Raw genomic sequence first — 22,229 nt, 5'->3', positions numbered from 1 at the left:
TCCAGAGAGAGGTTCACCATGGCTCGCATCATCGTCCTCGGAGGAACCGGGTACGCCGGTCGTCATATCGTCGCCGAGGCGGTGAGTCGAGGACATGCCGTGATCGCGATCTCGCGCTCGGAGGCGACTGATCCGGTGGCGGGCGCAGCCTACGTGCAGGGCTCCGCGCTGGAGCCGGCGTCGCTCGCGGACGCCTTCGTCGGTGCGGACGCCGTCGTCTCGGCGCTCTCACCGCGCGGGGACATGGCCGATCGGGCGTTGGAGGCGTTGACCAATGTCGTCTCTCAGCTCGCCGGTACGCCGACGCGTCTCGGTGTGGTCGGAGGAGCAGGTGGCAGCCTCGTCGCTCCGGGCGGACCGCGTCTGTTCGATCAGGACTTCCCCGAGGAGTACAAGCACGAAGCGCAGGTCGGCATCGATTCCCTCGCGCTCCTGGAGAGCACGGACGACGATCTCGACTGGTTCTTCATCCACCCCGCAGAGGTCTTCGGTCCCTGGGCCGAGGGCGAGCGCACCGGACACTACCGCGACGGCGGTGACGTGATCGTCCGCGATGCCGAGGGGAAGTCGTTCATCTCCGGTGCGGACTTCGCGATGGCTCTGGTCGACGAGATCGAGCAGGGGAATCACCACCGCGAGCGCTTCACGGTCGGCTACTGACCGCGCGTACCGGCGCAACCGCGCGTACCGGGCGCGACCCCGTCTCGGGCGGTCGAAACCCCCCTGCCGTGTCGAAACCCCCGGGCTCCGGCGCCGACCACCGGGGGTATCGACGATGAAGAGGGGTTTCGGCGCTCAGACCAGGTCCCGCCAGTCGATGTCCTCGTCGTCGTCGGTGACGGGAGTCACCCCGGTGATGACGGGCAGGCTCATCGTCTCGGTGGGCGGACCCATGATGGTGGCCTCGTCACGGCGGTGGCGCAGTACCTCGTTGATGTAGCTCGTCAGGACCTCCGCGAGCGGCACGGAACGCCCCTGCGCCTGTGACAGGTACCACCGGTGCTCCAGTACCTGGTGGAACACCTCCGCGGGCTCGAGCTTGGAGCGCAATTCGTACGGGATCGCGCGGACGACGGGCTCGAAGACCCGCGTGAGCCACTCGTGCGCGTACATCTCCTCGTCGGACCACTGCTTCGTCGAACGGGCGCGGAACTCGTCGAGGTCGTTGAGCAGGCGCCGTGCCTGGTTCTCTTCGACGTCGAGCCCCGTCAGGCGGATCAGGCGGCGCTGATGGTGACCGGCGTCCACCACCTTCGGTTGGATCTCGACGACCGTGCCATCCGCCGTCGTCGACATGGACATCTCGTCGATGTCGAAGCCCAGAGCGTTGAGCCGCTCGACGCGTTCCGTGATGCGCCACGTCTCTGCGGCCGAGAACGACTCCTGGGCGGTCAGCTCCGCCCACAGGGACCGATACGAGGACACGATGCCGTCGGCGATCGCGATGGCGTCCACACCGTGCTCCAGGCGGCCCCCGGCGGCGAGGTCCATGATCTCCCCGGCGATGTTCGTGCGGGCGAGGTCGAGGTCGTAGGCGCGTTGGCCGTCGGTCAGCCCCTCCTCGTGCAGTTCCCCGGTTTCGGCGTCGACCAGATACGCCGCGAAGGCTCCGGCGTCGCGACGGAACAGCGTGTTCGACAGGGAGACATCGCCCCAGTAGAAGCCGACGTTGTGCAGGCGCACCAGGAGGAGCGCCAAGGCGTCCACGAGCCGGGTGGCCGTATCCGGACGGAGGACGCGGGTGAACAGCGCGCGATAGGGCATGGAGAAGCGCAGATGCGCTGTCACGAGGGCTGCCGGCAGCGGCTCCCCGTCGGCATCCGTACGTCCGGCGATCACGGCGACGCGGTCGACGCAGGGGACATCGAGCCGAGCGAGGTTGCCCAGCATCTCGTATTCGCGTTGGGCCATCTCGGCCGTGGTCTCCTTCACCGCGATGACGCGGCCGGAGAGGTCGGCGAAGCGCACGAGATGGCGGGAAAGACCCTTCGGGAGCGACACGATGTACTCCGAGGGCCACTTCGCGAGCGTGGTGGACCAGGGGAGGGCCAGGAGACCCGGATCGATCTTGCTCGCGGTGATCCGCAGTGAATCGTGCATGGTGCTCCCTGAACGCGGGGTGACGACGGAGACAGAAAGAGACGCGGCGCAGGCGACCGAAGTCAGCCTGCGCCGCGTCTGTGGATCCGATCAGACGGAGACGACCGGCTTGTCGTTCAGGCGGTCGCCAGACTCGATGTCGAACGCGTGCACGTGGCCCGGGTTCGCTGCGAGCGTGACCGTCTCGCCGGCGTTCGGGTGGTTGCGGCCGTCGACACGGGCGACGATGTCGCTGCGCTTGCCGTTGATCTCGGTGTGGCCGTAGAGGTAGCCGTCGGCGCCGAGCTCTTCGACCAGGTCGACGACGACGGGAAGACCCTTGCCGTCGGCCGGTCCGACCGTGATGTCCTCGGGACGCACACCGACCGTGACCTGGCTGCCGTTGGCGCGGCCGACCGTGTCGCGGTCGAGCGGGACGATCTCCGACCCGAAGCGGATGCCGCCGTCGGCGAGGTCAGCAGCGAACAGGTTCATCGCGGGCGAACCGATGAAGCCGGCCACGAAGACGTTGTTCGGCTTCTCGTACAGGTCGCGCGGGGAGCCCACCTGCTGGAGGAGGCCGTCCTTGAGGACCGCGATGCGGTCGCCCATGGTCAGGGCCTCGGTCTGGTCGTGGGTGACGTAGACCGTGGTGACACCGAGACGGCGCTGCAGCGAGGCGATCTGCGTACGCGTCTGCACGCGGAGCTTGGCGTCGAGGTTCGACAGCGGCTCGTCCATGAGGAACACCTGGGGCTGACGCACGATGGCGCGTCCCATGGCGACACGCTGACGCTGACCACCCGAGAGGGCCTTCGGCTTGCGGGTCAGGTAGGGCTCGAGGTCGAGCAGCTTGGCGGCTTCGAGCACGCGGGCCGCACGCTCTTCCTTGCCGACGCCCGCGATCTTCAGGGCGAAGCCCATGTTCTCGGCGACCGTCATGTGCGGGTACAGCGCGTAGTTCTGGAAGACCATCGCAATGTCGCGGTCCTTCGGCGGGACGTCGGTCACGTCGCGGTCGCCGATGAGGATGCGGCCGGCGTTGACCTCTTCGAGGCCGGCCAGCATGCGGAGGGAGGTCGACTTACCGCACCCGGAAGGACCGACGAGGACGAGGAATTCGCCGTCACCGACCTCGAGGTTCAGCTTGTCGACAGCGGGACGGGTTCCGCCGGGGTACAGGCGGGTGGCCTCGTCGAAAGTCACAGATGCCATCGTTGTTTCTCCTTCACCGGCAGGTACGTGCCGGACGATCCGTAGTGATGAAGCGGCGGAGTGAACCCGCCGTGACCCGACTCTGGGTCGGAATCAGTATGGCATGAACCGGGGTACCTGGGTATTTCTCAGCCTGAATCGCTAGCATCGAACTCGGCCGCGCGCTGCGGCGATCGTCGCCGAGCGGCGGTCGGGGCCAACCCGGACCCCCCTGGAGACTTACAAGAGGAACGATGTCGAGCGACGAAACGCCGAACGTCCCCACGCCACGCAATTCCCGCGAGGTCGTGCGGGAGAAGGCCCAGAGAGTGCACGCCCAGCAGTCGCGGGCGCGCCTCATGCGACGGATCATCATCGGCGCCGTGGCGCTGGTCGCGGTGGGCGCGATCGGCACGGCGGTGACGCTGGCGGTGTCATCGCAGGTGTCCAAGCCGCGGCTCACGCCGACCGGCATGGAATCGGACGGCGTCGTCGTCACCGACGTCGAGGCCTTCGCCGGATCCGCTGCGGTACCCACGACCCCCACGCCCGAGTCGACCGACGCGGGCGCTTCCGAATCTCCGACGCCGGAGCCGACGGCGTCCGAGAAGGTCGACATCCACGTCTACGTCGACTACCTCTCGCCCGACGCCGGAATGTTCGAGCGTGCCAACGCCCGCCAGCTCGCCGGATGGATCAAGGAAGGCGCGGTCACGGTCAGCTACCACCCGGTGGCCCTGCTCACCGCGAGCTCGAACGGCACCAAGTTCTCGCTGCGTTCGGCTGCGGCTGCGGCGTGCGTCGCCACGCATTCGCCCGAGCAGTTCTACGCGTTCAACCACGAGCTGCTCGACGATCAGCCCGAGGTCGGCAGCGACGGCCTCTCCGACGAAGACCTCGCGAATCTCGCTCTCGCGGTCGGCGTCGACAACGGCAAGGCTGTCCGCTCGTGCATCGAGGACGGCGACTTCGTCGGCTGGGCCAAGGAAGCCACGACCCGGGCACTGGACGGCCCGCTCGCCGGTTCCGATGACCTGGTGCTGACCGCGACCCCGATGATCGTGGCGAACGGCGAGGCCTACGTCGGCGCCATGGACGATCCCGCCGAGTTCTCGCAGTTCGTCCTCAGCGTCGCCAGCGACGCGTCGCGCGAAACGCCGACCCCGACACCGACCTCCACACCCGCCCCCTGATTCGGAGGGGGTCGATGCCATCGCTAAGCTGATGGCATCCGCCGACTTGGCGCAATTGGTAGCGCACCGTACTTGTAATACGGGGGTTACGGGTTCGAGTCCCGTAGTCGGCTCAGCACACGCAGTGAAAAGCCCTGATGGGAGGCCTCCCGTCGACGCGACGAGGTCTTGTCGCCGAGGGGGCGATGCGCTACTTTGAGCGCCATCCAGTGCGCGGTGCTCGGATCGATCCGACCTTCGTCTCTGGCGGGAGTTCGGAGAAGTCGATGGTTGCTGGATCCGAAGGAGTTCGGCCGATTCGTTCGGCACCGTTGCCGCCTGCGAGGGTGCTGCCCTTTCCGCCGCCGCCATCGGGAAGCGTCGCGGGGCGCATCATGCAGGAATCGACGTATTCTCCGAAGCCTGTCGAGTCGCATCTTCCCTCGGAGGCGCCGAACATCCTGATCGTTCTGATCGATGATGCGGGCCCCGCATTGCCGACTTCGCTCGGCGGCGAGGTGAGCACGCCGACTTTCGACCGGCTGCGTGACGAGGGAGTCGGCTACAACAGGTTCCACACGACGGCGATGTGCTCGCCCACGAGAGCGGCGTTGTTGACAGGGCGAAACCACCATCGGGTGGGGAACGGCCAGATCGCCGAACTGGCGAACGACTGGGACGGCTACTCTGGCCACATTCCGAAGAGCACGGCGACCGTCGCGGAGGTGCTTCGCAACTACGGCTACTCCACCGCGGCGTGGGGGAAATGGCACAACACTCCCGCGGAGGAGACCACCGCTGCCGGTCCCTTCGACAGGTGGCCCACCGGATACGGTTTCGAGTACTTCTATGGCTTCCTCGCGGGGGAGGCGTCGCAGTATGAACCGAACTTGGTGCGCAACACGACGGTCGTGCTGCCGCCGAAGACGCCGGAGGAGGGCTATCACCTGAGCGAGGACATCGCCGATGATGCCATCGGCTGGCTCCGCGCGCACAAGGCGCTCGCGCCCGAGAAGCCGTTCCTGATGTATTGGGCGAGCGGAGCGATCCACGGTCCCCATCACGTCACCAAAGACTGGGCCGACAAGTACAAGGGCAAGTTCGACGACGGGTGGGATGCGTACCGTGAGCGCGTCCATGAACGGGCCAAGAGCGCAGGGTGGATCCCCGCCGATGCCGAGCTCACTCCCCGCCATCCCGAGATGGCCGCATGGGATGACATTCCCGATGACGAGAAGCCATTCCAACGTCGTCTGATGGAGGTCGCGGCCGGTTTCGCCGAGCACGTCGACGTGCAGGCGGGCAGGGTCATCGACGAGGTGGAACGACTCGGCTACGGAGAGAACACCATCGTCCTCTACCTGTGGGGCGACAACGGCTCGTCCGGCGAGGGGCAGAACGGCACCATCAGTGAGCTGCTCGCGCAGAACGGCATCCCGAGCAACGTCTCCGATCACATCGCCGCACTCGAAGAGCTCGGAGGACTGGATGCGATCGGCACGCCCGCGACCGACAACCAGTATCACGCAGGCTGGGCCTGGGCGGGTTCCACTCCCTACCAAGGGATGAAGCTTCTGGCATCGCACCTCGGGGGCACTCGGAACCCGCTCATCGTGAAGTGGCCCGCGCGGCTCCAGCCCGATGCGACTCCGCGTACTCAGTTCCACCACGTCATCGACGTCGTGCCGACGATCTACGACATCCTGGGAATCAGCGAACCCGACGTGGTGAACGGGATCCCCCAGGAGCCCCTCGACGGCGTCAGCTTCGCGTACTCGCTCGCCGATGCGGAGGCGGAAGGACGCCGGCACACACAGTACTTCGAGATCATGGGGAGCAGATCCATCTACTCGGACGGGTGGATGGCCTCCGCGATCGGGCCGCGTCTGCCCTGGGTGCAAGGCCTGCCTGCGGGTATCCGGACCTGGACCCCGGATGAGGACCAGTGGGAGCTCTACGATCTCGAGCACGACTGGAGCCAGGCCCACGACGTGGCGTCGGAGTACCCGGAGAAGCTCGCGCAGCTCAAAGAGCTCTTCGCCATGGAAGCGGCCAAGAACAAGGTGCTGCCCGTCGGGGGCGGACTGTGGGTCGTCGCCCTCCATCCGGAACAGCGCATCGCGCCGCCGTACACGGAGTGGAGTTTCACCGGCGACACGTTCCGCATTCCGGAGTTCTGCGCTCCCGCCCTCGGCAACAAGCCGAACGTGGTCCGGTTGGGCGTCACCCTTCCGGAGCGGGCGAACGGGGTTTTGTACAAGCTCGGGGGCTCGGGAGGCGGGCTGACGTGCTTCCTCGATGACGGTGTCCTCACCTATGAGTACAACCTCTTCCTCATCCAACGGACCACCATCGCGACAGAGTCGCCTCTCGCCCCAGGGGAGTCGGTGATCGAAGTGGTGACGGACTACGTGGAACGTCGACCAGGCGGTCCGCTAAAGGTCGTGCTCCGGGCCGACGGCGTCGAGGTGGCGTCCGGGGTGGTGCCGGTCAGCGCGCCATTGCTGTTCAGTGCGAACGACTGCCTCGATATCGGGCGTGCATACGGCGGCCCCGTCTCACGTCGGTATGCGGATCGAATGCCGTTTCCTTTCGACGGCCTCATCGACGACGTGCACATCGCCTATCTTTGATGGCGGCGGTGGCGGGGGTTCTGGTCGGGGCGGCGCCCACCCGGGTCAGATCTTGATCGGGAACGTGATCAACAGAGCAAGTCCGCACAGCACGATGACGCCGCTCAGGCCGAGGAACACCCGGCGTCGCCAGGGGACCGCCTGGTGCTGAGAGATCGCGGCGAAGAACAGGACGAGTGCGAACAGCACGGTGAGCAGGGAGTAGTTGTCGCCGCGCTGATTGTTTGTGAGAGCTTCGTCGAACTTCGCATCCGCTCGCGCGCTCAACTGCTCGGCTTCCCGTGTGCCCGGCGGCACGTATTCCTCCATCACGAACGGCCCGCGCGCGGTGCGTCCTTCTGCGGTCCACGCGTCGAAAGCCACCGCGAACTCCTCGGTGAAGCGTTCCTCGACGAAGCTCACCAGATCGTCCCGCCCGTCGGCTTCCGCGAGAACCCATTCCGTGTACAGCGTGAGGTCGTACTGTCGCGCAGCTTGGGCGGTGGACTGGGCGGAAGCCGCTTGAACGCGAGCGCTGGATGCCTGGCTGAACGCGATGGACATCTCGCCGCCCCACTTCGAGGCCTCGAAGCCGCACCACGCCGTCACGACCGCGGTCACCGAGAGCAGGACGACCGTGATGATGTCCAGAACACGTGTCGTGGGGGTGGGCTCATCCGAGGCGCCTCTGTGCATGAGCCGATTCTGCGGCCCTCGACGCGGGCGCTGCCGTTCTTCTCACCCGGACGGGGTGACCGGCGGCACACTCACCCGATGGCACTCAGAACAGGGTCACCGTGCGAGAGCTCGTCGTCCCGTCCGTCGGGTCGCCCGTGGCTCGGACCTCCACGGTGATGCCTGAATGCAGCGGGCTCGAGCCGAGGATGCCGAAGCTGACGTGGGTCACGCCCTGCCCGGCCACCGACCCCGCGAAGACCAGTGTGTAGGAGGTCGTGCCGTCGCCGTTGTCGACCGCGCCTCCGGCCGTCCACGTCGGGTCGGTCGCCGGCAGTGCTGCGACGACAGGACTGCTACCTCCGGCGTTCGCGATGACGGCGGGCTGAAGCGCACCGACATCGACCGAGGCGAACGTCACCACGACGACACCGCTGGTGATGGGCTCGACAGGCAACGTGGTCGCGCGCGTATCGTCGTTGCGAAGCTGGATCGAGGCTCCGTAGTACTGGGGGTCGATCCACGTGCCGCCCTGCATCGACTCGATCACGAATCGCCCACGGGCATCCACCGATGCGGCGGTGAGCGGTGTCGCGACGGCCGTGGCGATCACAGGAAGCGACCAGGCCGCACCCGCCAGGAATGCTCGTCGTCTCACCTCGACGTGTCGCTCCTGATTCGCGGGATTCCCCGTGGGGTGGCCGTTGTTGAAGTGCTGTGCGCGAGATTCCATGGCGTCACACCCCCTGCGGCACGTCGAGCACCTCGTCGACGAGGCTGATCCCGCCCGTCGAGCTCGCGGAGTGCATCAGGTTCTGGATCCAGGTCGGATTCAGCTGCGGTGCCTCGGGTGCCTCGAAGGTGAAACGCAGCGGAATGGACGGGTGCAGCCAGATCGTCGAGCGTCCGGCGGGTTCGCCATCGGGATGACGCCAGGACAGGGTGAAGCTCTCGTTGCGGCGGAGCTTGGTCGCGATGACCACCTTCAGATGGGCGAGCGCGCGGTCTTCGATGTGGATCTCTTCGCCGTTGCCGTACTGGATCGTTCCCATCCCCGCACGATAGTCGCGATTCGCGCCGTTCGCCGATTTTGCGGCGTGATCTCGTATCCTGACATATCACCTTAGTGGGTGATATGTTACCCACGCCGATCCTCCGGTGCCCGATGGAGTCGTACCGGGGGAGACGGCGCAGGTGGCCGCCTCCCCGGTCCGGCCACCTGCGCCGCGGTGAGGCGCGGTGCGCTCGGATCGCCCGGTCGGAAGGGACGTACCTCATGAGCGCATCAGACGTGGCCGCGTTCCCGACGGAGGGGCAGCACGGCTATCCGCCCACCGAGAAGCTCTCCGCGGCGGCATACGAATACGAGAAGCGACTGCTGCAGATCGAACTCCTCAAGCTCCAATCCCATGTCAAGAGCGCTTCCGAACGTGTGCTCGTCCTTTTCGAAGGGCGGGATGCGGCAGGCAAGGGAGGGGCGATCACGCGCTTCATGGAACACCTCAATCCGCGCGGGGCGCGGGTCGTCGCTCTCGACAAGCCCACGGATGTCGAGCGCACCCAGTGGTACTTCCAGCGCTATGTCGCACACCTGCCGTCCGGCGGCGAGATCGTGCTGATGGACCGCTCCTGGTACAACCGTGCCGGGGTCGAGCGGGTGATGGGCTACTGCTCGTCCGCCGACTACGAGGAGTTCCTGCAGACGGCTCCCTCGTTCGAGCGGATGCTCGTGGGGTCCGGCATCCGTCTCGTCAAGCTCTGGTTCTCGGTCGGTGAGACGGAGCAGAGGCGGCGGTTCCGGCGACGCAGCGCGGATCCGGTCACACAGTGGAAGCTGAGTCCGACGGATCTCGCCGGCGTCGATCGGCGGGCGGAGTACACGGCGGCAGAGGAGGCGATGTTCATCCACACCGACACATCGGCCGCCCCGTGGATCGTCATCGCCTCGGACGACAAGAAGCGAGCGCGGCTCGAAGCCATGAGATGCGTTCTCGCCCGATTCGACTACCCCGGCAAGGACCCCCTGATCGCTCATGCTCCCGATCCGCGTCTCGTCGGGCGTCCGTCGCAGGTCCGGCTCGAGGAGGAGGGGGCGAGCGGGAATGCGCAAGGCACCGCGGGCGGTTATGACCGACATGACTCGTATCGGCAGTAGTGATCTTGACGTGCTCCCGCTCTCGCTCGGCGGCAATGTGTTCGGCTGGACGGCCGACCGCGACACCTCCTTCGCGGTGCTCGACGCCTTCGTGGACGGGGGCGGCGACTTCATCGACACCGCCGACTCCTACAGCTCCTGGGTGGCGGGAAATGAGGGCGGGGAGAGCGAGACCATCGTCGGCGAATGGTTGGCCTCCCGCAAGCCCGCCGGCATCGTCGTCGCGACCAAGGTCAGCCAGCACCCGCAGTTCCGCGGGCTGTCCGCGGGCAACATCCGCAAGGCGGCCGAGGCATCGCTGATGCGCCTGGGCGTCGACGAGCTCGATCTGTATTACGCGCACTTCGATGACGAGACCGTCCCGCTGGAGGAGACCGTCGCCGCGTTCGGCCAGCTCGTCGCGGATGGCCTGGTGCGGCACGTCGCCGTCTCGAACTACTCCGCCGATCGGATCCGGGAGTGGATCGAGATCGCCCGGCGCACCGGAGCGGCCGTGCCGGTCGCCGTGCAGCCGCACTACAACCTCGTGCACCGCAACGAGGTCGAGGAGACGATCATCCCGGTCGCCGAGGAGTTCGGGCTCGGGCTCGTCCCGTACTACTCTCTCGCGAGCGGGTTCCTCACCGGCAAATACCGTTCGACGGATGCCGCGGGCCAGGCCTCTCCGCGCGCACAGGGTGCCGCGAAGTACGCCACCGAGGCCGGCCTGCGGATCATCGACGCGCTGGAGGAGATCGGCGACGCCCACGGTGAGTCGATCGCGGCGACCTCGCTCGCCTGGTTGCGTGCGCAGCCCACCGTCGTCGCACCGATCGCCAGCGCCCGCTCGGTCGAGCAGGTGCCCGACCTGCTCGCGGGAGCACGCCTCGAACTCTCCCCGGAAGAGGTGGCCGTGCTCGATCAGGTCTCGGAGTGGAGTCCCGCCCAGGCCTGACGCGACGCCGCTAGTCGCCGACGAGACCGAGCTTGTGGGCCAGGATCACCGCGTGGATGCGGTCGCGGGCGGCGAGCTTGGTCAGCACCCGGCCGACATGCGTCTTCACGGTGGACTCGCCCACGTAGAGCGTCTGGGCGATCTCGGCATTGGTGAGGCCTCGTCCGATCGCCAGGAACACATCGCGCTCTCGCTCGGTCAAGGAGGCGAGCGCTGCGCTCTCCGCCGCGTCGGGCGCCGGGGCCGCGGAGGGTCCCAGGTGCGGCGTCACGTGCTCGAGCAGCATCCGTGTGACGCGCGGTGAGAGGGCGGCATCTCCGCGGTGCACGGCGCGCACGGCGGAGATCATCTCCTGTCGCTGCGCGTCCTTCAACAGGAAACCGCTCGCGCCCGCGCGGATGGCGCCGAAGGCGTATTCGTCGAGGTCGAAGGTGGTCAGCACGAGCACTTTCGTCTGCGGATGTTCGCGCACGATCGTCTCGGTGGCCGCGATGCCATCCAGTTCCGGCATGCGGATGTCCATCAGCACGAGGTCGGGGGCGAGGCTCCTGCTCTGCATGATCGCGGCTCTCCCGTCGGCGGCCTCACCGACCACGACGATGTCGCCCTCGGCTTCGAGAACCATGCGGAACCCGACTCGGATGAGCTCCTGATCGTCCACCAAGAGCACTCTGATCGCGTCTGTCATCTGTCGCCCTCCATCGACTCGCTCCCGGCGCCGGGAGCGCTTCCTCCTGTCGGTAGCACGGCCTGCAGCACCCACTGTCCTTCACCGGCCGGCCCCGATTGCAGCGTGCCGTGCACATGGGCCGCACGCTCGGACAGTCCGCGGACACCGAAACCGGCGGTTCCGACCTCGCCCGTGACGCCGTCGTTCACGATCTCGATCGTCGCCGTGTCCGGTCCATAGTCCAGGCGTACGGTGATCGCCGATGCGGTCGGTGCATGGCGCATCGCGTTGGTCACGCCCTCCTGGACGATGCGACCGATCGCGTGTGCGACTGCGGGGGAGACATCGGGCTGCCCCACCACGGTGAGCGTGGCCGGAAAGCCGGCGCGTTGCGCGGCTTCGACGGTGTCCCGGGGCGGTACCGGATGCAGCGGCGCGAGAGGCAGCGGTGAATCGTCGCCACGCAGGACGCCTAACATCGACCGCATCTCGGTGAGCGCGGCACGAGCGGTGTCCGCCGTCGAGAGCGCGGCCTTGCGCGCCTGCTCGCGGTCCGACGTCGCCGCGCCGCCCTCGGAGAGCGCCACGATCACCGTCAGCGAATGCGACACGATGTCATGCATCTCGCGGGCGATGCGTGCGCGCTCGGAGGCGGCCGCCAACTTGGCCTGCTGATCGCGTTCGACGAGGAGCTGTCGGGAGCGATCGATGACGGCGGAGAGGTAGCGCTTGCGTCCTCCGACGTTGACGCCGATGAGCGTGCCGATCAAGCCGAGCACGATGTAGCTGAGGGCGGTGTCGAGCCCGCTCTGGAGCACGATTCCGCCCGAGAGCATGAGCAGAGTGGTGAGGCCGACGAACCACGCGGCCCCGATTCCGAACCAGGTCCAGGCGGCGCGGGAGGAGCGGTAGACCGCCAGACCGTAGCAGGCGACGAGCAGAAGGATCAGCCCGCCGGACAACCCCGTGAACAGGCCCACGGTGCCCAGGACCACCGACGCGACGAAGGGGGCCAGCGGCGCCCGGCGCCGCCAGAGCAGGGTACTGCAGGCGAGGACCACCATCGACAGCGTGGCGATGTTGATCGCGATGGCGGTCGCCTCGGGGATCGAATCGTCCAGGAGTCGCCCGGCGGGGACGAGCGAGAGGAGGAGGCAGAGAAGCGCGAGCAGCACATCGGCGAGAACCGGGTGCCGCGCCCAGAAGCGCCGGAAGAGCCCGGGAGCACGCGGAAGCCGCAGCTCCTCGTCCTCACGGATCGAGTCGCTGCGGCTTCGCGTTCTCCTCACGGACCCGACTCTACGCGTCGCGGGTGCGCAGAACCGCCCAGGCCACGAGGGCGCCGCCGGCGACCCAACAGGCCAGCGTCAGGAAGGCCACAGGAGTATCGAGCGGGGCGCCATCACTCGGCAGGATGGCGCTCTGCGCGGCTGCCACCGGGAGGTAGTTCGCGGCATCGACGAGCCATGCCCAGGTCTCGCCGGCGAAGGTGAAGAAGCTCGCCACGATCGGCAGTACGAACAGCACACCGACGGTCGCGGCGATCGCACCCGCGCCGGAGCGCAGGATGAATCCGAACGACACACCGATCAGGGCGAAGACCGCCATCGAGAGCGAGGCCACGACGATCGGGAGCAGCGACATCGATGGGTCTGACCAATCGATGCTCTGGTCACGCGGTGCCACGACGAGAGAGACCGCGGCGGCCGCGAGGGCGAAGATGATCAGCGACGACAGGAACAGGAACACGGCGAGCACGATCGACTTCGCCGCCAGCACGGATCCGCGGATCGGGTTGGCCGTCAGGGTCGAGCGGATCATGCCGGTGGAGTACTCCCCGGTGACCGAGATCGCGCCGATGATGCCGGCGAGCAACATGGTGAACTGGATCGGCATGATGACGGCCTGGATCGGCTCGAAGCCCGGCATGTCGACCGCCTGTGCGATGAGCACGGCGATCCCGATGGTGAGAGCCGCGGCGATCCCGATGGACCACCAGGTGGAGCGCAGGGTGGCGAGCTTGATCCACTCGCCGCGCAGCGCGCGCACGAACGTCAGGCGTCGACCGGTGTCGACGCGCGGCCTCGTGGGAGCGGGTGCCTGTGTCGTGGTCATGAGATCTCCTTGGTGCGGTACTCGACGGAGTCGCCGGTGAGGGCGAGGTACGCGTCTTCGAGCGAACCGGTGGTGGGGGTGAGTTCGTGTAGCGGGATGCCACGATCGGCGGCCAGGTCGCCGATGCGTGCGGCGGGCAGTCCCACGATGTCGAGCAGATCAGGAGCGGAGCTCACGATCTCCACATCCGGGCCGCCCACGGCCGCCGCCAGGTCAGCCGGTCGGGGCGTGCGAACCCGCACCGTGTTCCTGGTCCAGGAACGCACGAGGTCGGCCAGGGCCGCATCCGCGAGCACCCGACCGCGACCCATGACGATGACGTGATCCGCCGTCTGCGCCATCTCGCTCATCAGGTGACTCGAGAGCAGCACGGTGCGTCCTTCGGAAGCCGCATGCCGGACGAACTGGCGCACCCAGCGGACACCCTCCGGGTCGAGGCCGTTGACGGGCTCGTCGAGGATCAGCGTGTGCGGGTCGCCGAGCAGCGCCGAGGCGATGCCGAGGCGCTGTCCCATCCCGAGGGAGAACTTGCCCGCCCGCTTGCGGGCGACGGAGCCGATGCCCGCAAGGTCGATGACCTCGTCCACCCGCGAGGAAGGGATGCCGTGGGTCGCCGCCATCGCGCGAAGGTGATTGCGCGCGGTGCGCCCGGTGTGCACGGCCTTCGCGTCGAGCAGCACGCCGACCTCGGTGAGGGGCGCGCGCAACTTGCGGTACTCACGACCGGCGACGGCGGCGCGGCCGGAGGTCGGGCGATCCAGCCCGACGATCATCCGCATGGTGGTGGACTTGCCCGCGCCGTTCGGTCCGAGGAACCCGGTGACGCTGCCCGGCTTGACGGTGAACGACACGTCGTCGACGGCGGTCTTGTCTCCGAACCTCTTCGTGAGGCCTTCTGCTGTGATCATGTCATCCACGCTACGGAGCATCCTCCGGACTCCGCATCCGCCCCAGGTACCGTCTTCTGCTCCGGACGTCCTCCCCGCGGAGGACACCCCGGGCTCGGGCCTCGCCTAGATCAGTTCGTTCACCAGCTGCTCGATGCGCGCGCGGATGTCGTCGCGGATCGGACGGACAGCATCGATGCCCTGGCCCGCCGGGTCGTCGAGCTTCCAGTCCTCGTAGCGCTTGCCGGGGAAGAACGGGCAGGCGTCGCCGCACCCCATCGTTATCACGACGTCGGACGCCTGTACGGCCTCGGTCGTCAGTACCTTGGGCTGCTCAGCGGTGATGTCGATGCCGAGCTCGCTCATGGCCTCGACGGCGATCGGGTTGATCTGGTCGGCGGGCATGGAGCCGGCGGAGCGGACCTCGATGCGGTCGCCGGCGATGTCGCGGAGGAACCCGGCGGCCATCTGCGAGCGTCCGGCGTTGTGCACGCAGACGAAGAGGACGGAGGGCTTGGCGGTGGTCGTGTCAGTCATGGTTGCTCCTGGTGCGAGGGGGGTGGTCAAGAGAGAAGGTCGTCAACGAGCGCGCGCACTCGGGCGGCGATGTCGTCGCGGATGGCTTCGACGCCCTCCCGCGACGCGAGGGCGGGATCACCGACGGCCCAGTCGTCGTAGCGCACGCCGGGGATGATCGGGCAGACGTCGCCACAGCCCATCGTGATGACGACGTCGGCCGCGCGGACGGCGTCGTCGGTGAGCGGCTTCGGGAAGCGCTCGGCAGCCCGGTCGCCTTCGATCTCGGCGAGGATCGAGCGGACGTGCGGGTGGATGATGTCCGCGGGAGCGGATCCTGCCGAGCGTGCGACGACCTTGCCGGCGGCGAGCGTGTTGACGAGCGCGGCGGCGAGCTGCGAGCGTCCGGCGTTGGCGACGCAGACGAAGAGCACCTGGGGGACGGACGCATCGCGGTCACGAGTGAGGTCCGCGAGTCGCTGACGCGCGAAGCGCTCGGTCAGAGGAACGAGGGCGGAAGTGACCCTGGCGGTGCGCGCGAGCGCGGTGTACGACTCTCGGACGATGGTGAGCACCACGTCGGGGTCGAGGTCGGGGATTTCCGCCGCGAGCTCGTCCGCGAGACGGGTCACGCGGGCGTCGAAGTCCGGTCGCGGGTGATCGTGGTCGCCGGTGACACCCCCGGGTGCGAGCGTCGCGGGCGCGAACGACTCCAGCAGAGCTGTGACCGCGCTGCGGCGGTTCGGGGTGATCCGATACCAGACCCAGGTTCCTCGCCGCTCGGAGGTGAGGACATCGACGTCCTTGAGCACCTTCAGATGGTGGGAGACGGTCGGCTGAGAGACCTCGGCGAGCTCGGCGAGGTCGCAGACACACGACTCCCCGCGCGGGTCGGAGGCGATGGCCGACAGCATCCGCAGCCGCAGCGGATCCGAGAGAGCCTTCAACGTCGCGGCAACCGAGGAGGCAGCCTCCAGTCCGATGGCGTGCGTGGCGACAGGACTGCATGTGTCGTCTGCGGTCGTCAGGGTGACATTCATGACCGAATCCTCTCAGCGGTGTACGGGTCGGTGTGGAACCAGCGGCGAGCCGCCCAGAGCGAGACATAGACGAGCCCGACGAGAACCGGGACTTCGATCAGCGGGCCGACGACGCCGGCGAGCGCCTGGCCGGATGTCGCGCCGAAGGTGCCGATGGCGACCGCGATCGCGAGTTCGAAGTTGTTGCCGGCGGCGGTGAAAGCCAGGGTCGACGATCGTGCGTATCCGAGGCCGAGAGTCTTCCCCGTGAGGAGGCCGAGGAACCACATGACGCCGAAGTACACCAGGAGTGGGAGCGCGATCCTGGCGACGTCCCAGGGACGACTCGTGACCTGTTCCCCCTGGAGAGCGAACAGCAGAACGATCGTGAACAGGAGGCCGTAGAGCGCCCAGGGGCCGATCTTCGGGAGGAAGCTGTCTTCGTACCAGTCGCGTCCCTTCGTGCGCTCTCCGAAGAAGCGGGAGGCGAATCCCGCGACGAGGGGGATGCCGAGGAAGATCAGGACATTGAGCGCGATCTGTCCGATCGAGATGTCCAAGCCCTGCGAGTCGAGTCCGAGCCAGCCGGGGAGGACGGTGAGGTAGAACCAGCCGAGGAGTGAGAAGGCGATGACCTGGAAGACCGAGTTGATGGCGACGAGCACGGCTGCGGCTTCGCGGTCGCCGCAGGCGAGGTCGTTCCAGATGACGACCATCGCGATGCAGCGCGCGAGCCCCACGATGATGAGGCCGGTGCGGTACTCGGGCAGATCGGGCAGGAAAGCCCACGCGAGGACGAACATCAGCGCCGGGCCCACGAGCCAGTTGAGCGCCAGCGACGAGATGAGGAGTTTCTTGTCGCCGGTGACGGCGGCGACCTTGTCGTAGCGGACCTTCGCGAGCACCGGGTACATCATCACCAGCAGGCCGAGGGCGATCGGGATCGAGATCCCACCGACCTCGAGGCGGGCCAGGAGGTCGGAGACCCCGGGGATGAAGCGGCCGATGACGATGCCGCCGATCATGGCCAGCCCGATCCAGAGTGGCAGCCACCGATCGAGGGTCGACAGTCGGCGGGCGGTTGGCGTGGAGGCCGGCAGGGTGGCCTCAGCGATCGGCGCGATCACGCGAAGACCTCCTCGGTCCGGCGCGAAAGGGGGGCGACTTCGTCAAGCGCGGCGAGGTAGTGCTGAGCATCCTGCGCTGCCGCGCAGCCGGTACCTGCGGCGGTGATCGCCTGACGGTAGGTGTGGTCGACGAGATCGCCGGCGGCGAAGACTCCCGCGAGGTTTGTGCGGGTCGAGGGGTGCTCGACGAGCACGTAGCCGTCAGCATCGGTGCCGACGAGGCCGGTGACAATCTCGGAGCGCGGGTCATGACCGATCGCGACGAAGACTCCCGTTGCCGCCAGCTCCCGCTCGACGCCCGAGACGGTATCGCGCAGTGCGACTGCTTCGACCTTCTCGGCGCCGATGAGGCTCGCGACTTCGCTGTTCCATGCCACTTCGATCTTCGGGTGGTCGAGTACGCGCTGTGCCATGATCTTCGAGGCCCGGAACTCGGCGCGACGGTGGACGACGGTGACCTTCGACGCGAAGCGGGTGAGGAACAGCGCCTCCTCCATGGCGGAGTCCCCGCCGCCGACCACGACGACCTCTTGCTCACGGAAGAAGAAACCGTCGCAAGTGGCGCACCAAGAGACCCCGCGTCCGGTGAGTCGCTCCTCGTCGGGGATGCCGAGCTTGCGGTACGCGGAGCCCATGGACAGGATGACTGCGCGAGCGAGGAATGTCTCCCCAGCCCCCGTCTCGACCGTCTTGATGGGGCCGTCGAGGTCGACCAGAACGGCGTCGTCGAGAAGGATGCGGGCACCGAAGCGCTCGGCCTGCGCGCGCATCGATTCCATCAGCTCGGGTCCTTGGATGCCGTCGACGAACCCGGGGAAGTTCTCGACCTCCGTCGTGGTCATCAGCGCGCCGCCGGCCGTCACGGAACCGGCAAGCACCACGGGGGTGAGTCCCGCGCGCGCCGCGTACACGGCGGCAGTGTATCCGGCAGGGCCGGACCCGATGATGACCAGTTCAACCTCTTGAATCGACATGTGTCTATATTGACGCCTGTCGATATCAAGCGCAATCGATGCCGGAAGAGTTCACCTGTTCGTCACCGTGGCGGTCAGATCACGAGGATCGCCCGTCGGCCGGTTCCACACGGATCCGGTCATTGATCGGAGCGGCAGCCGCGACGGCCGCGTTGATCAACTCCCTGGGTGCGTTCGGCGTCGTGAGCCATTCTTCGGCGAAACCCGGATTGATGAGCAAGGGCATCCGGTCGTGGATGTGCGCCAGATGCCCCGCAGCGGGCTGCATCACGATGCTGTAGCAGGTGTAGTCGACACCGTCGGCGGTGCGTCCGGGCCGAGTGACCGCTGCCAGCCCGAGGAGACCGTCATCGGGTGCGGTGAAGTGGTGCCAGATGCGGGACGGCTTGGCCATCTCTCGCCAGAACGAGACCGGCACGATCGCGCGATCGGGGAGTGCTCCCTTGGCAGTGGCGAGTCGTTCCGATCGGGTGTTGATCGACGCGAAGCTCGCGGGCGCACCGTTGACCAGATACCCCCACCAGGCGAGCTGCACAGTGGAGGGGGCGGTGATGATCGGGTTCAGGTTGCGCAGGTTCTTTCCCGTGGGGCGCAGAATCTCGCCGTCGTTGCCCGCTGCCCACGAGCGGAGCCCCTCGAGGACGTCGGCATCGAGCGCATCCCGATAGGCGTCGTCGGTGAACCGGGGATCGAGGCCATAGCTCGCGCACATGCCGTCAGCGTAGACCCGGGCTCCGACATCGCGCTGGCGACCGGGCGAGGCGTGCGTGCTCGGGTAGGGTCGATGGGTGCCAGAACCCCGCCGCCTCCCCGCTCCGCTGGCACTCGGCGGAGCTGTCGCGATCGGGGTCATGACAGCCGTCCAGGCGCGGATCAACGGTGTGCTCGGGGTGCGCGTCGATGACGGCATCGTCGCGGGACTGCTCTCGTTCTCGGTGGGCCTGCTGGCCCTCGTCGCGGTGATCTCCTGCATCCCGTCGGCCCGTCGTGGTGTCGGGCGTCTGTGGCGCGGGATCCGTGAGAACACCATCCCGTTCTGGATGCTGCTGGGCGGCGCGTGCGGAGCGCTCACGGTTTCGACGCAAGGGCTGACTGCCGGCGTGCTGGGGGTCTCCCTGTTCAGCGTCGGCGTCGTCGCGGGCCAGACGCTGCACGGACTCGTGCTCGATCGGATCGGCTTCGGGCCGGCCGGTGTCGTGGCGGTCACGCCGGGGCGCGTCGCCGGTGGGGTGCTCGCGCTCGCCGCCGTCGGAATCTCCCTGTCCGGGGACGTGCTCGCCGCCGCTCCGCTGTGGATGCTGCTGCTGCCGTTCGCCGCGGGCGTCGGCATCGCGTGGCAGGCGGCCACCAACGGACGCCTCGCTCAGCGCGTGCGCTCGCCGCTCGCGGCGACTCTGATGAGTTTCATCACGGGAACGGTCGTGCTGATGCTCGCGGCCGGAGCGAGCATCGCGTTCCGGGGAATGCCCGATGCCCTCCCCGCCGAGCCGTGGCTGTATCTGGGCGGGTTCCTCGGTGCCGGCTACATCCTCCTCGGGGCGTTCATCGTCGGGCACACCGGAGTGCTCCTGATGGGGCTGGGGTCCGTGCTCGGACAGCTTCTGACCTCGGTCGCGATAGACCTGATCTGGCCGGCTGCGGCGGGGCCCGCCCTCTGGCAGGTCATCGCGATGGTCACCGTCGCGGTCGCATCGGTACTCGTCGCGGTCCCGCGGCTGTGGCGCCGCTGACGCGTTACTTCTTCTTCTCGGCCTTCTTCTTCTTGCTCGACTTCTTCGGGGAAGCCGACCCGGGCGCGGGCATGCGCGTGAGCAGCTTCCGCGCATCGACCATCTTGCGGCGTCCCGCCTTCTTGCCCTCCGGCTTGCCACCGACGTAGAGCCAGCCCAGAAGTTCTTCGTCTTTGCCGAGGCCGTGAGCCTTCGCCACTGCTTTGGTGCGGGTGTAGTGACCCGTGCGCCAGATCACGCCCCACCCGGCCTCATCGAGCAGCAGACTCAGCATGTGCGCGACGCCGGAGGCGACGGCCTCCTGCTCCCAGCGCGGCACCTTCTCGCTCTTACGGTAGCTCGCGACGACGGCGATCAGCAGCGGAGCTCTCAGCGGCTTAGTGGAGGGGGAGGAGTCGCCCTGGGCCTTCGCGATGGCGGCGCCGAGGACTTCGCGGTCCGCGCCCCGGAGCTCGACGAGCCGCCACGGGCGCAATGAGGAATGATCGGCCACGCGACCGGCGGCGGCCACGAAGGTCAGCAACTCCTCGCGGCCGGGGGCCGTGTCTTCCACCTTCGACCAAGATTGACGCGCGCGAACGGCGTCCAGGGCGCTCACGAGGCGTCGGGGGTGAAGTTCATCGCGATCGAGTTCATGCAATAGCGGTCGCCGGTCGGCGTGCCGAACCCGTCCGGGAACACGTGGCCGAGGTGCGAGCCGCAGTTGGCGCAGCGGACTTCTGTGCGCACCATGCCCAGGCTGTCGTCCTCGAGGAGCTCCACCGCATCGGGGCGGATCGACTCGTAGAAGCTCGGCCAGCCGCAGCCGGAGTCGAACTTGGTCCCGCTCTTGAACAGCTCGGCGTTGCAGGCGCCGCAGGTGTAGAGACCCGCGCGTTCCTCGTCGAGAAGCTCTCCCGTCCACGCGCGCTCGGTGGCGGCCTTCCTCAGCACGGCGTATCGCTCATCGCCGAGCTCCTCGCGCCATTCGTCTTCGGTCTTGTCCACGCTGTACGACATGTGTCCTCCTGAGTCGCCTCCATTCTCCCTCCTGCAACGGCCTCTCGGGTGCTTCGCGTCAGAATGGACGGATGACGGATGCTGTCCAGGAGCGGTATGCGCGCTTCGCTCGTGACGAGGCGCCGGGTCGCAGCGCCCTCTACGTCGAATGGGCGAGCGGCGTCGCGGAGGACGATGCGGTGCGTGCGGTCCTCCGCCGGATCCCGGAGACGAGGAGGCAGCCGCCGCTGGTGTTCGCCGTCACCCGGATGCTCGGCGTACCGCTGGCCGCATACCCGCAGTGGCGGCGCTTCGTGCTGCAGCATGCGGATGCCATCGTCGCCGAGTGCGCCCGCCGGTCGCTGCAGACCAACGAGCCGCTTCGACTCGCCGCCCTCCTTCCCGTGCTCTCCGAGATACCCGGCCCGGTGGCATTGCTCGAGGTCGGCGCGGCAGCCGGGCTCTGTCTCTATCCGGATCGGTATTCGTACCGCGTCGCCGATGAGCACGGGGAGGTGCGTGTCGCACTGGATCCGGTGGACGGACCGTCCTCGGTCGTGCTGGAGACCCGCGTGTCCGGGCCCCTGCCGCCCCTGCGGGTACCGGAGGTGGTCTGGCGTGCCGGAATCGACCTGGCTCCGCTCGACGCGGGGGACGAGCGTGACCGTCGCTGGCTGCGGGGGCTCGTGTGGCCCGGCGAGACGGGGCGCGATGAGCGCATCGCCGCCGCCCTCGACATCGTCGCGGCCGATCCTCCGAAGCTCGTCGCCGGAGATGCGCTGGCGTCCATCGAGGCGCTCGCCGCGTCCGCCCCGCACGACGCCACCCTCGTCATCACGACGCCGGGGGTGCTCGTGCACATCCCGCGGGCGTCCCGGAACGCGCTCGTCGCGACCATCCACGGCCTGGACGCGCGCTGGATCACGATCGATCCGCCGGGTGTGCTCGACGTCTGGGAGCCGCCCATCGATGCAGACGACTGGCCGGGTTTCGTGGTCGCGCTGGACGGTCGAGTGCGCGCTGCCGCGGATCCGCTCGGGCGCTGGTGGGAGTGGCGAGCGGCTCTGCCTGCGAACGCGTCCTAACCTGTACCCATGATCGGAGACCTCACGGAGCGCGATCGCGCGATCCTCGCCCTGGAAGGGACCTGGCCCCGGCATGACGGGGCGAAAGAAGAGGTCATCCGCACGCAGCTGGGGATGAGCGCCGCGCGCTACTACCAGCTCCTCGGACGTCTGATCGATTCGGAGGTCGCGCTGGAATACGACCCGATGCTGGTGCGCAGGCTCCGTCGACTCCGCGATTCGCGAGCGGCACGGCGTCGCGCACGCACCCCCGGTTTCGTCGGCTGAGCGGTCCTGCCCGAATCGCGGGGACGTCGTCGCCCCGCCG

Annotated in this window: 24 protein-coding genes and 1 tRNA gene; 9 read left to right on the top strand and 16 right to left on the bottom strand. The window is 67.9% G+C overall.

The features are described 5' to 3' along the window. The first annotated feature begins 18 nt into the window (after positions 1 to 18). Entirely contained in the window at positions 19 to 660 is a 642-nt protein-coding gene (locus LRQ07_RS12895) for an NAD(P)-dependent oxidoreductase (RefSeq protein ID WP_256534842.1), read from the top strand. 135 nt (positions 661 to 795) lie between these two features. On the opposite strand, the gene LRQ07_RS12890 is transcribed toward LRQ07_RS12895, so the two are convergent. Together LRQ07_RS12890 and LRQ07_RS12885 are read right to left on the bottom strand one after the other, a co-directional pair. Further along, complete coding sequence (locus LRQ07_RS12890; protein ID WP_232763811.1) at positions 796 to 2,100, bottom strand: DUF4032 domain-containing protein; 1,305 nt, start codon at positions 2,098 to 2,100, stop codon at positions 796 to 798. A 90-nt stretch (positions 2,101 to 2,190) separates the two neighbouring features. After that, positions 2,191 to 3,294, bottom strand: a complete 1,104-nt coding sequence (locus tag LRQ07_RS12885; protein ID WP_047521512.1) for an ABC transporter ATP-binding protein — start codon at positions 3,292 to 3,294, stop codon at positions 2,191 to 2,193. A gap of 233 nt (positions 3,295 to 3,527) precedes the next feature. Between LRQ07_RS12885 and LRQ07_RS12880 the strand changes: the two genes are divergently transcribed. The 3 genes from LRQ07_RS12880 (at position 3,528) to LRQ07_RS12870 (ending at position 7,078) form a co-directional block, all read left to right on the top strand. Beyond that, positions 3,528 to 4,466, top strand: coding sequence for a DsbA family protein (locus LRQ07_RS12880; protein WP_256534841.1), 939 nt, complete (start codon positions 3,528 to 3,530; stop codon positions 4,464 to 4,466). Between the two features lie 40 nt (positions 4,467 to 4,506). Further along, a tRNA-Thr gene (locus tag LRQ07_RS12875) sits at positions 4,507 to 4,579 on the top strand. A 261-nt stretch (positions 4,580 to 4,840) separates the two neighbouring features. After that, positions 4,841 to 7,078 (top strand): arylsulfatase, encoded by a 2,238-nt coding sequence (locus tag LRQ07_RS12870; protein ID WP_256534840.1) that lies wholly within the window; start codon positions 4,841 to 4,843, stop codon positions 7,076 to 7,078. Positions 7,079 to 7,123: 45 nt separating this feature from the next. On the opposite strand, the gene LRQ07_RS12865 is transcribed toward LRQ07_RS12870, so the two are convergent. The 3 genes from LRQ07_RS12865 to LRQ07_RS12855 form a co-directional block, all read right to left on the bottom strand. Next, positions 7,124 to 7,753, bottom strand: coding sequence for a hypothetical protein (locus LRQ07_RS12865; RefSeq protein ID WP_134351933.1), 630 nt, complete (start codon positions 7,751 to 7,753; stop codon positions 7,124 to 7,126). 85 nt (positions 7,754 to 7,838) lie between these two features. Then, complete coding sequence (locus tag LRQ07_RS12860; protein ID WP_256534839.1) at positions 7,839 to 8,465, bottom strand: hypothetical protein; 627 nt, start codon at positions 8,463 to 8,465, stop codon at positions 7,839 to 7,841. Positions 8,466 to 8,469: 4 nt separating this feature from the next. Continuing rightward, complete coding sequence (locus LRQ07_RS12855; protein WP_232763788.1) at positions 8,470 to 8,784, bottom strand: hypothetical protein; 315 nt, start codon at positions 8,782 to 8,784, stop codon at positions 8,470 to 8,472. 224 nt (positions 8,785 to 9,008) lie between these two features. On the opposite strand from LRQ07_RS12855, the gene ppk2 reads away from it, so the two are divergent. Together ppk2 and LRQ07_RS12845 are read left to right on the top strand one after the other, a co-directional pair. Next, on the top strand, positions 9,009 to 9,887 hold the full coding sequence (gene ppk2 / locus LRQ07_RS12850) for a polyphosphate kinase 2 (RefSeq protein WP_256534838.1): 879 nt from the start codon (positions 9,009 to 9,011) through the stop codon (positions 9,885 to 9,887). Further along, positions 9,868 to 10,821 carry an aldo/keto reductase gene (locus LRQ07_RS12845; RefSeq protein ID WP_256534837.1) on the top strand — a complete coding sequence of 318 codons (954 nt, stop codon included), beginning with the start codon at positions 9,868 to 9,870 and terminating at the stop codon, positions 10,819 to 10,821. The genes ppk2 and LRQ07_RS12845 overlap by 20 nt, the downstream gene beginning before the upstream one ends. Before the next feature lie 10 nt (positions 10,822 to 10,831). On the opposite strand, the gene LRQ07_RS12840 is transcribed toward LRQ07_RS12845, so the two are convergent. The 9 genes from LRQ07_RS12840 to LRQ07_RS12800 all read right to left on the bottom strand — a co-directional run bounded on the left by LRQ07_RS12840 (position 10,832) and on the right by LRQ07_RS12800 (position 18,841). Next, positions 10,832 to 11,509 carry a response regulator transcription factor gene (locus tag LRQ07_RS12840; protein ID WP_232763786.1) on the bottom strand — a complete coding sequence of 226 codons (678 nt, stop codon included), beginning with the start codon at positions 11,507 to 11,509 and terminating at the stop codon, positions 10,832 to 10,834. Continuing rightward, entirely contained in the window at positions 11,506 to 12,780 is a 1,275-nt protein-coding gene (locus LRQ07_RS12835; RefSeq protein WP_256534836.1) for a sensor histidine kinase, read from the bottom strand. Before LRQ07_RS12835 ends, LRQ07_RS12840 begins: the two co-directional genes overlap by 4 nt. A gap of 10 nt (positions 12,781 to 12,790) precedes the next feature. Beyond that, positions 12,791 to 13,606, bottom strand: coding sequence for an integral membrane transport protein (locus LRQ07_RS12830; RefSeq protein WP_047521499.1), 816 nt, complete (start codon positions 13,604 to 13,606; stop codon positions 12,791 to 12,793). Next, the gene (locus tag LRQ07_RS12825) at positions 13,603 to 14,514 is read right to left on the bottom strand and encodes an ABC transporter ATP-binding protein (protein ID WP_047521497.1); all 912 of its coding nucleotides are present in this window, start codon (positions 14,512 to 14,514) and stop codon (positions 13,603 to 13,605) included. Before LRQ07_RS12825 ends, LRQ07_RS12830 begins: the two co-directional genes overlap by 4 nt. A 105-nt stretch (positions 14,515 to 14,619) precedes the next feature. Further along, positions 14,620 to 15,030: an arsenate reductase ArsC gene (locus tag LRQ07_RS12820; protein ID WP_256534833.1), complete on the bottom strand. Its 411-nt coding sequence runs from the start codon at positions 15,028 to 15,030 to the stop codon at positions 14,620 to 14,622. A gap of 26 nt (positions 15,031 to 15,056) precedes the next feature. Then, positions 15,057 to 16,049, bottom strand: a complete 993-nt coding sequence (locus LRQ07_RS12815) for a metalloregulator ArsR/SmtB family transcription factor (RefSeq protein ID WP_256534832.1) — start codon at positions 16,047 to 16,049, stop codon at positions 15,057 to 15,059. Next, positions 16,046 to 17,152 (bottom strand): ACR3 family arsenite efflux transporter, encoded by a 1,107-nt coding sequence (arsB, locus tag LRQ07_RS12810; protein WP_319944143.1) that lies wholly within the window; start codon positions 17,150 to 17,152, stop codon positions 16,046 to 16,048. The genes LRQ07_RS12815 and arsB overlap by 4 nt, the downstream gene beginning before the upstream one ends. Next, positions 17,152 to 18,129, bottom strand: coding sequence for a thioredoxin-disulfide reductase (gene trxB, locus LRQ07_RS12805; RefSeq protein WP_232763783.1), 978 nt, complete (start codon positions 18,127 to 18,129; stop codon positions 17,152 to 17,154). The genes arsB and trxB overlap by 1 nt, the downstream gene beginning before the upstream one ends. Positions 18,130 to 18,208: 79 nt before the next feature. Further along, complete coding sequence (locus LRQ07_RS12800) at positions 18,209 to 18,841, bottom strand: SOS response-associated peptidase family protein (RefSeq protein ID WP_256534831.1); 633 nt, start codon at positions 18,839 to 18,841, stop codon at positions 18,209 to 18,211. Between the two features lie 106 nt (positions 18,842 to 18,947). Between LRQ07_RS12800 and LRQ07_RS12795 the strand changes: the two genes are divergently transcribed. Next, a complete protein-coding gene (locus LRQ07_RS12795) occupies positions 18,948 to 19,859 on the top strand; it encodes a DMT family transporter (RefSeq protein ID WP_232763837.1) in 912 nt (303 codons plus the stop codon). A 4-nt stretch (positions 19,860 to 19,863) separates the two neighbouring features. Here the strand turns inward: LRQ07_RS12795 and LRQ07_RS12790 are convergent, their stop codons facing one another. Beyond that, a complete protein-coding gene (locus LRQ07_RS12790) occupies positions 19,864 to 20,457 on the bottom strand; it encodes a nitroreductase family protein (protein WP_256534830.1) in 594 nt (197 codons plus the stop codon). Next, positions 20,454 to 20,858, bottom strand: coding sequence for a peptide-methionine (R)-S-oxide reductase MsrB (gene msrB, locus LRQ07_RS12785; RefSeq protein ID WP_047521486.1), 405 nt, complete (start codon positions 20,856 to 20,858; stop codon positions 20,454 to 20,456). Before msrB ends, LRQ07_RS12790 begins: the two co-directional genes overlap by 4 nt. A gap of 71 nt (positions 20,859 to 20,929) precedes the next feature. Between msrB and LRQ07_RS12780 the strand changes: the two genes are divergently transcribed. Next, complete coding sequence (locus LRQ07_RS12780; protein WP_232763780.1) at positions 20,930 to 21,922, top strand: DUF2332 domain-containing protein; 993 nt, start codon at positions 20,930 to 20,932, stop codon at positions 21,920 to 21,922. 9 nt (positions 21,923 to 21,931) lie between these two features. Then, a complete protein-coding gene (locus tag LRQ07_RS12775) occupies positions 21,932 to 22,189 on the top strand; it encodes a DUF3263 domain-containing protein (RefSeq protein ID WP_047521479.1) in 258 nt (85 codons plus the stop codon). The last annotated feature ends 40 nt before the right edge of the window (positions 22,190 to 22,229 follow it).

Source organism: Microbacterium sp. J1-1, assembly GCF_024498615.1.
Lineage (GTDB): Bacteria > Actinomycetota > Actinomycetes > Actinomycetales > Microbacteriaceae > Microbacterium > Microbacterium aurugineum.
The sequence above is the reverse complement of the archived record's forward strand: the minus strand, read 5'-3'. Positions and strand labels throughout refer to the sequence as shown.